This window comes from uncultured Romboutsia sp., from assembly GCF_958366745.1.
GTDB lineage: Bacteria > Bacillota > Clostridia > Peptostreptococcales > Peptostreptococcaceae > Romboutsia > Romboutsia timonensis.
In genome coordinates, this window is record NZ_CATXCO010000088.1 from 1 (window position 1) to 8915 (window position 8915).

Below are 8915 nucleotides of genomic sequence, written 5' to 3' on the forward strand. Positions count from 1 at the left end.
GGTTTTGAGCGTAAAAAAGATTTTGAGCAACGGACGAAGTCGTTGGCGACATGAAATGTTTCGCCGACACGTCGCTCAGGCGAAGCGAATTTTTTACGCTTAAGGAAACTATATAATAAAATTTTTATTTGAGGACTTTATTATGAATATATAAAAAATAAACAATCAAGTTGACAAAATGATTGAAATTGATTATCATATAATTAATGATAGTAATTATCAAAAACGATAAATTGGGAAGGAAAGAGGTGTAAAAATGAAATTACCAGAAGGTCAAAAAGGTATTATATATACAATAAAATCTATAAATGGAGATGAAGAAATAAATAAGTTTTTATTTACTCTAGGATGCTTTGAAGGAGAAACTATAAGTATAGTTAAAAAAATGTACTCAAACTTAATAATTAATATAAAAGGTGGAAGATACGGGATAGACAAAGACCTTGCAGAGGTTATAGAAATATTCTAATAAAAGAGGAGATGAGGGAATGAAGATAGCATTAGCGGGAAACCCAAATAGTGGGAAAACAACACTATATAATGCCCTTACAGGAAAACAAGAATACGTTGGTAACTGGGCAGGGGTTACAGTGAGCAAAAAAGAAGCAAAATTAAAAGAAAGTTTAGGAAATAATATAGATATTGTAGATTTACCAGGTGCATACTCAATAAGACCATATACAAGTGAAGAAAGTATAACAACAGATTTCATAAAAACTGAAAATCCTGATGTTATAATAAATGTGGTAGATTCTACAAATTTAAATAGAAGTTTATTCTTTACAACACAACTATTAGAACTTAATATACCAGTAGTTGTTGCACTTAATAAAGTTGATATATCAAAAAATGTAACGGATATCGATGTTAGTAAATTAGAAAAAGAATTAAACTGCAAAGTTGTTGAAATATCAGCAGCTAAAAATGAAGGTCTTAAAAATTTAATTAATGTAGCTTCTGAAAGCTCTAAATTAAAAGAACAAAAGAATTTATTTAAAGAATTATCAAATATACATAATGAAGAAAAACAAGATAAAAAAAGATATAGTATAGTTAATAATATAATTTCAAAAGTTGAAAATAGAATAATAAGACATAATGAAGAAACTTTAGAAGATAAAATCGATAGGTTTGTAACTAATCCTATAATAGGAACTGGACTTTTTATTTTAATTATGGCATTTATTTTTGATTTATCTATAAATACATTAGGTCCATTAGTTGCAGATGCATTAGTAGGATTTATAAAAAACTTCCAAAATGCAGTTTCAGGCCAGTTAGCAAGTATGGGAACATCAGACTTTTTAAATGCATTATTAACAGATGGTATAATAGGTGGAGTTGGAGCAGTAGTTGGATTTGTTCCATTAGTTATGGTATTAATGTTTATGTTATCATTAGTAGAAGACAGTGGATTTATGGCTCGTATAGCTTTAATATTTGATCCACTATTTAGAAAAATAGGATTATCAGGAAAGTCTATAATACCTATGATAGTAGGATATGGATGTTCAATCCCTGGAATTATGGCAACTAGAACTATAAAAGATGAAAAGCAACGTAGACTTACTGCAATGTTAACACCATTTGTTCCTTGTGGGGCTAAATTGCCTATAATAGCATTATTTACAGCAGCATTTTTCAAAGAACAAGGATATATGTTCCCACTTACTTATATTGTAGCTTTTACAGTTATAATATGTGTGGGATTAATATTAAAGAAAGTAACTGGAGCAGATAATATAAAAAATTACTTTATAATAGAATTACCACAGTATCGTATACCAAGCATAAAAAGAGCATTCTTTAAAATGTTAGAAACAGGTAAAGACTTTATAACAAGAGCAGGTACTATTATAATAGTTTGTAATACAGTAGTATTTATAATGTCATCATTTAACTTTAAATTACAATTAGTAGAAGATGCAGTAAATACTTCAATACTAGCTAATGTAGCTACACCATTTGCATTTTTACTTATACCAGTAGGAATAGGTGTATGGCAACTTGCAGCAGCAGCTATAACAGGATTTATAGCTAAAGAAGAAGTTGTGGGAACATTAGCAGTAGTTTATTCAATGGGAGCTGCTATAAATTCTGATTTTGAACTAGTTAATGCTATGACTGTAAAAGAAACTATGGGAATAACAGCAGTTTCTGCACTTGCATTTATGTTCTTTAACTTATTTACACCACCTTGTTTTGCAGCAATAGGTGCTATGAAATCAGAAATGAAATCTAATAAGTGGTTGTTAAAATCAGTATTACTTCAATTAAGTGTAGGATATATTGTAGCTATGATAACTTATCAAGTTGGTACTATATTAGTATATAAAGAGTTAGCTCAAGGATTTATACCTGCAGTTATAATATTAGCTTTAGCAGTATTTTATGTAGTATATAAGATAAAATCTAATAAGGTTAGTGAAAGTGAAAAGAAAGTATCAAAAGTACAAGTACAATAATATATTAAAGGAGATTAGTTATGGGAAATTTAATAGTAATTATTGTAGTAGCTTTTATATTATTCTTAGCTATTAGACCTATAATTAAACATAATAAGAATAAGGGAAGTTCTGATTATGGATGTTATAAATGCTCAGGTTCTTCTAGCTGTAAAGGTTGTAATAAATAGTTTATAAATAAAAGATAGATTTATATAAATAAAATTATAAAAAATATTACTGGAAAATTTAACTTTCAGTAATATTTTTTTATGTATAATAAAACTAGGATAGAAAATTTTATTTATAATGCTTAAATATAAGTAATAACAAGAACTTTATAAAAGTAAAAAATATTTTTTAGCAACGGATGTATCTATAGCTTGAACAAGGATATATAGTTAGTGAAATGAAGTGTTTTAATGACACGTTGATCAACCAAAGCGAATTTTTTGTAAAAATAATGATAAAATGTAATATCATTGATATAATAAAACTATAGCGATTAGAAAGGGGTATAATTTTGGAAAATTCAAAGATAAAAGGTTTAAAGCCATTAGTAGAAACAGATTTCGTAAGTTTATACGATGTAGAATATAAAAATAAAAAAGGTCAGGAAAAGCACTGGATGGTATCATCTAGAAAAAGTAAAGAAGAACTAGAAAAAGTATATTTAGAAAATAATGAAGATAAAATTGATGCAGTAGTAATATGTGCACTTCATAAAGCACAAAATAAATTAGTACTTATAAATCAATATAGAGTACCTATAAACAAATACATATACGAGTTACCAGCAGGACTTGTTGATAACAATGAAGATATTGAGACTTCTGTAAGAAGAGAATTAAAAGAAGAAACAGGACTTGATTTAATAAGTATAAACAAAATAAACAGTAAAGATAAGTTATATTTATCTCCAGGTATGACAGATGAATCTGTGGCATTTGTATATTGTTTATGTGATGGAGAGATAACTGATAAATATCAAGAAGATGATGAAGATATAAAAGCAATGTTAATATCAAAAGAAGAGGCTAAAAATATCTTAGAAAATGAAGAAAGTATAGATATAAAAGCATATTTAATGCTTCAAATATTTGAAAAACTAGGTGAAAGTCTATTTATATAAAAGAATTTGTCCAAAAGTTATGCTATGTTAGTTAACTTTGTGATTTATTATGTATAATATAATCAAAGTTCGCAATTGTTATATAATGCGAAGTAGGTTCCTACCTGATAATATCTATATTAGAATTTTGGGGGAGATTGGAAAGATGGCTAAAAATAGAAAGATTTTACGTGGCTTTATATTAACTGTATTGTTAATTTGTACAGCGTTTTAGTATATTCAATTGTAAAAAATCCGTTTAGGAAACATGATATAATGCTTGCTCTAGCTATTACAGTAGGTTTTATTGCACTAGGAGCTGATAAATTTTAATTTATATAGCAGACTTAATGAACAGTTTTAATATAATGTGAAATTAATAATATACAATAAAAAAATGATAGTTTATATATCATAAATTATGATATAATATAACTATCAATAAAAAATTAGAGAGTATATTCTAGTCGTGTAGAGTGTATTCTCCTAACTTATATTAATAATCTAATATTTTTTGCTATTGATTTCTAAATTAAATTTAGAAGTCTCTAGCTTAAAGCTAAAAGTACTCTTAGTCGTGTTTGAGTGCTTTTTTGCTTTATATAAATCAAGTAAAAATTTTACTATGTAATATATTGTTGCAATTTCCATACTTTCCACCTCCTTTCACTAGAAAGTAGGTGATTGTCTTTTGATAAGTTAAGTATGAATGCACTCAAAGAATATATTCAATTTTTATTTAGAATTTTATTATATCATATATTTATTAATAGATATACTGTTAGTTCACATTATTAATATAATGTGAAATTATTTGGTATACAACTAAATGATAGGGGGAGATATATTGAGTAAAAGGGCAAAACAATTAATTATGTTTTTAATTATATGTATAGTATTAATAACATTGCTATATGATAAGAATAATATTGTTATATCTGTACTATATATTACAATAGGCTGTATATCACAATATGATTTAATAAATATTCTTAAAACACATAATAAAATTAGTTCAAAAGAACGTAAAATTAATATTATAGTAGGTTCTATAATATTATGGATTTTAATATTGTTATTTTCTTCAAAATATTTATATAATATTTTACAATCTTAATATAATATAAAACAAACATTTAGTAAAATAAGGGGGGACTTATATTGATTTATAATTTAATAAATGCTATATATTTTAGTTTTCTTTTTTACGTTTTTTATAGTGTTTTTCATAGAGTAGAAATATATATTAAAAAATCAACCCAGGATGGTACACATAGTGAGTCATATAAAACAATGTATAGCAAATATTTAAAATCAAACCGTATTTTAATGGCTATTATGATGGGTTGTTTTCGTTTTGCAGAGGATTATACTAACACAATATTTTCTATGGCTATAGGTATTGTGGTAATACTATGCTTAAAACCTATTTTTGAAAAATATTATCCAAAACCTAAAGGGAATTTGTAATATATTCATATTTTACTATGCATAGCTTTAATATATCAAATTATATAAATAGTACTTTAATATAGCATTTTGAGAGGGGGGAATGATAAATGGACTTTTTTATAGACATAATAGAATCTACTGCGATGTTTTTAGAAACAAAAGCTAAGTTTTTTATGAGTATTAATAATAAAGATGAAGAGAAAAAAAGAAAAAAATATTTTTCTATAGTATTTATATTAGGGTTATTAGGCATGATGTATTAATAAGTTTATATAATAAATAAATTACAATTTATAGAGCAGATTTAGTTAACAATTTTAATATATTATGAACAATTTATAGCAAATTAGAAAAATAACCATACTTTATAATTCAAATCATTAAAAATACTAGGTATGGTTATTTTATGCCATTATTATCACGAAGTAAGCTAACATAGTCATAATAGAAAATACTTATGTGTAAGAGTTTACACAAGAGGGAATACATGAGATAATGAAAAAGTAATAAATGAAAAATTAGAAGGACTAAATAAGAGTATAAGTATTAAGTTAATAAAGCAAATTTGTATGTTTAGGTAAGTAAAATTTTGCTAAAACACTGCTCAAAAATATAATCCTGAGAAATAGATACATAAACAAAATATAATTAAATTTTATTAATAAGGAATTAATATAGGAGATTATGATGTATTTTACATATATAATAAGATGCAAAGATGATTCACTATATACTGGGTATACAACAGATATAGTTAGAAGAATGAAAGAACATGAAAGTGGTATAAATTGCAAATATAGCAGGGTAAAGGGGTTTAAAAGATTAGAAACTTACTTTATAGCTGATAGTAAAAGCAATGCTATGAAGCTTGAATATTATATAAAAAGACTAAATAGGAACAAGAAGTTATGGATTATTAAAAATCCAAAGGAGTTTTTAGAAACATTGGAAAATAAAGAATGTTATAAACTTCCACATAATGAATAAAAGGAGCATCTATTTTATAAAAAATAATAGATGCTCCTTTTTCTTAATATGATTTTATAATATATTAAAAACTGTTGATAATTTTTCTATCAATAGGTTTTAAAAAATAAAAAATAATATATTTAGCAATAGATATATTCAAAGTAAATTTTAAGTTAATACTAGTTTTTATATGGTACTTTTTTAGGTGGTGTATATTTTTCAGTTTTTCCAGTAGGACCCATAGCACCTTTAGGACCAACAGGACCTTGAGGACCCATAGGACCGACAGCACCGGCAGGACCCTGAGGGCCAGTAGGGCCTTGAGGACCCATAGCACCAGCAGGGCCTTGAGGACCAGTAGGACCAGTAGGGCCTTGAGGACCCATAGGACCGATAGCACCGGCAGGACCTTGAGAACCCATAGCACCTATATCACCAGCAGGACCTTGAGGACCCATATCACCCTTAGCACCTTTAACACCAGCAGGACCTTGAGGACCCATGTCACCCTTAGGACCAGCAGGACCTTGAGGACCCATAGGACCCATATCACCTTTAGGACCTTGAGGGCCAGGAGGGCCTTGGATACCTTGAACTGTACCAAAATTACATAATGGATTTACATAAGTTTCTTTTCCTAAATCTACATATTGTATAGAAGATAATTTAACATATATAGGTCCTTTTCCAGAGCAAGTTTTACCCATAACAGCACATTGATTTACTTGTTTTATTTTTAATCTTAGTATACAGTCGCTATCTACTAATTTTAAACCAACAACTCTTCCCATGCATTGACATAATATCTGATATATTTGAACGTCACATAAGTTTATAGGATATACAAACATAGATTCCATATCAGGTTTTACGTTGCAATAATCTTTCTTTTTAGTTTTACATGATGGTTTTGAAGTTTGGCAACCACAAATTTTGTCTTTGCTAATATAGTCTTTATGCATAAACAACACTCCATGATAAATATTTTAGTAGTTCATAACTACATACTATAGATATATGATTAAATTGACAAAAAAGAGACACTCTATAATAGATCAAATTATAATGTTACTAAAATACATATTATATTTAACATAAATTTAATGACAAGTTTAATTAGATATGATATATTACACTTACGTACCTAAAATAGTGCGGTTGAATTTAAGTCACTAAATTTTATGGAGGATTTTATGAAGATAGATTGGAATAAAAAGTACACAACTATATCAGTCTATGCATTTTTAGTAATATGTGCTAGCATAATATTTTTTAGTATAATAGGTGAAATTGATGCATTTACTACTAAATTAGGGTGGGTAGTATCTACATTACAACCATTTATAATAGGATTTGTAATGTCATATTTATTCAACTTTATATTAGTATTTTATGAAGAAAAAGTATTAGTATTTGATTTAGTTAAAAATCTAAAGAAAAAATCTAAGAGAGGAATATCTATAGTACTTACATACTTAACAGTATTTTTTATAATTGCTTTATTTATGCAGTTTGTTCTTCCTCAATTAGTAGATAGTATAGCAGGACTTGTTAATGATGTACCTACATATGTGTCAAATGCAACTAAATTAATAGAAGAGCTAACTAGAAATTTAGATGCAAACAATGAATATGTAGGAATGGCTATGGAAAAGTGGAACGAAATAGTAACATATACTATAAACGTAGTAACTAATGTACTTCCGATACTTGGAAACGTACTTAAAGTGGTAGCATCAAGTATATGGAATATAGTTTTAGGATTAATTGTATCAATATACTAATTAATAGATAAAGAAAAGTTCTGTGCTTTAAGTAGAAAAATAACTTGTGCATTATTTAATGAAGAACATTCACAAGTAGCAATAGATCTTGCTCATAGAACTAATGATACATTTGGTAAATTTTTAAGTGGTAAAATAATAGATTCCGCTATAATAGGTATACTAACATTTATAATACTTACAATATTTAAAATGCCATATACAATACTTATATCTGTTATAATTGGTATAACTAATATAATACCATTTTTCGGACCGTTCTTTGGTGCTATACCATCATTTGTAATAATAATGTTTGTATCACCAGTTAAGGCACTATGGTTCTTACTTATAATACTTATAATACAACAATTAGATGGTAATGTTATAGGACCTAAGATATTAGGAGATTCTATAGGAATATCAGCATTTTGGATATTATTTGCACTTTTAGTGGCAGGAAAAATATTAGGATTAGTTGGTATGATAATAGGTGTTCCGTTATTTGCTATAATATATTCTATAATAAAAGATATAACAGAGTCTAAATTAAGAAAAAAAGGACTTCCAACTGAAACCAGTGATTATATGAAAAATGCTAGAGATTAGTCTCTAGCATTTTTTATATACAATAATTACTAAACAACAAAAATATAATCATTATTTACAGGCGATAAACGATAAAAATTGACACGAGTAAAAAAAATATATAAAATTAAAGTAAGGAATATTGGCAGTTTATATAACAAGGAGAGGAAATTATGCGAAACATTAGAGTAATTACAGATAGTGCTTGTGATTTAAGTACAGAACTAGTTAAAAAGTATGGAATTACAGTAATACCTTTAAATATTCACATTGGAGATGAAACGTTTGTTGATAGGAGTGTGAAAAATAGTGAATTTTACAAGAAAATGTCACTATCCAAAGAACTTCCAAAAACTTCGCATCCATCAACAGAAACCTTTTTAGAAAATTATGAAGGTGATGAAGATTTAATAGTTATAACAATATCTTCTCAATTATCATCAACATACTATACAGCAAGTTTGGCACAAAATATGTGTGAGCAAAATGATAAAACAAGAAGGATTGCTGTAATAGATTCAGAAGTAGGTTCTATCGGGCAAGGTCAATTAGCAGTTATAGCAACTAAATTAATAGAAGAGGATAGAA

Annotated in this window: 11 protein-coding genes and 1 pseudogene; 10 read left to right on the forward strand and 2 right to left on the reverse strand. The window is 27.0% G+C overall.

The genetic code is table 11. The annotated features are described in order from the left end of the window. Positions 1 to 256: 256 nt before the first annotated feature. The 4 genes from Q5F54_RS07330 to Q5F54_RS07345 all read left to right on the forward strand — a co-directional run bounded on the left by Q5F54_RS07330 (position 257) and on the right by Q5F54_RS07345 (position 3576). Positions 257 to 469: a FeoA family protein gene (locus Q5F54_RS07330; protein WP_071119939.1), complete on the forward strand. Its 213-nt coding sequence runs from the start codon at positions 257 to 259 to the stop codon at positions 467 to 469. Positions 470 to 488: 19 nt separating this feature from the next. Beyond that, complete coding sequence (locus Q5F54_RS07335) at positions 489 to 2465, forward strand: ferrous iron transporter B (RefSeq protein ID WP_302334165.1); 1977 nt, start codon at positions 489 to 491, stop codon at positions 2463 to 2465. Positions 2466 to 2485: 20 nt separating this feature from the next. Continuing rightward, entirely contained in the window at positions 2486 to 2635 is a 150-nt protein-coding gene (locus tag Q5F54_RS07340) for a FeoB-associated Cys-rich membrane protein (protein ID WP_143023178.1), read from the forward strand. Between the two features lie 332 nt (positions 2636 to 2967). After that, entirely contained in the window at positions 2968 to 3576 is a 609-nt protein-coding gene (locus Q5F54_RS07345; RefSeq protein ID WP_288247826.1) for an NUDIX hydrolase, read from the forward strand. A gap of 483 nt (positions 3577 to 4059) precedes the next feature. Here Q5F54_RS07345 and Q5F54_RS07350 read toward each other — a convergent pair whose 3' ends face one another. Next, positions 4060 to 4206 (reverse strand): hypothetical protein, encoded by a 147-nt coding sequence (locus Q5F54_RS07350; protein ID WP_180701774.1) that lies wholly within the window; start codon positions 4204 to 4206, stop codon positions 4060 to 4062. A 196-nt stretch (positions 4207 to 4402) separates the two neighbouring features. Here Q5F54_RS07350 and Q5F54_RS07355 point away from each other — a divergent pair, with 196 nt between their 5' ends. From Q5F54_RS07355 to Q5F54_RS07370, 4 genes are all read left to right on the forward strand, one after another. Continuing rightward, complete coding sequence (locus Q5F54_RS07355) at positions 4403 to 4672, forward strand: hypothetical protein (RefSeq protein ID WP_302169374.1); 270 nt, start codon at positions 4403 to 4405, stop codon at positions 4670 to 4672. Positions 4673 to 4716: 44 nt separating this feature from the next. After that, positions 4717 to 5025 carry a hypothetical protein gene (locus Q5F54_RS07360; protein ID WP_281537991.1) on the forward strand — a complete coding sequence of 103 codons (309 nt, stop codon included), beginning with the start codon at positions 4717 to 4719 and terminating at the stop codon, positions 5023 to 5025. An 89-nt stretch (positions 5026 to 5114) separates the two neighbouring features. Further along, on the forward strand, positions 5115 to 5270 hold the full coding sequence (locus tag Q5F54_RS07365) for a hypothetical protein (RefSeq protein ID WP_302334166.1): 156 nt from the start codon (positions 5115 to 5117) through the stop codon (positions 5268 to 5270). A 424-nt stretch (positions 5271 to 5694) separates the two neighbouring features. Continuing rightward, a complete protein-coding gene (locus Q5F54_RS07370; RefSeq protein ID WP_083335019.1) occupies positions 5695 to 5994 on the forward strand; it encodes a GIY-YIG nuclease family protein in 300 nt (99 codons plus the stop codon). A gap of 161 nt (positions 5995 to 6155) precedes the next feature. Here the strand turns inward: Q5F54_RS07370 and Q5F54_RS13065 are convergent, their stop codons facing one another. Further along, a complete protein-coding gene (locus Q5F54_RS13065) occupies positions 6156 to 6938 on the reverse strand; it encodes a hypothetical protein (protein WP_331562515.1) in 783 nt (260 codons plus the stop codon). 231 nt (positions 6939 to 7169) lie between these two features. On the opposite strand from Q5F54_RS13065, the pseudogene Q5F54_RS07380 reads away from it, so the two are divergent. Together Q5F54_RS07380 and Q5F54_RS07385 are read left to right on the forward strand one after the other, a co-directional pair. After that, a pseudogene (locus Q5F54_RS07380) lies at positions 7170 to 8348 on the forward strand (AI-2E family transporter). A 152-nt stretch (positions 8349 to 8500) separates the two neighbouring features. Beyond that, a partial coding sequence (locus Q5F54_RS07385; RefSeq protein ID WP_302334167.1) for a DegV family protein occupies positions 8501 to 8915 on the forward strand: 415 nt, incomplete at its 3' end.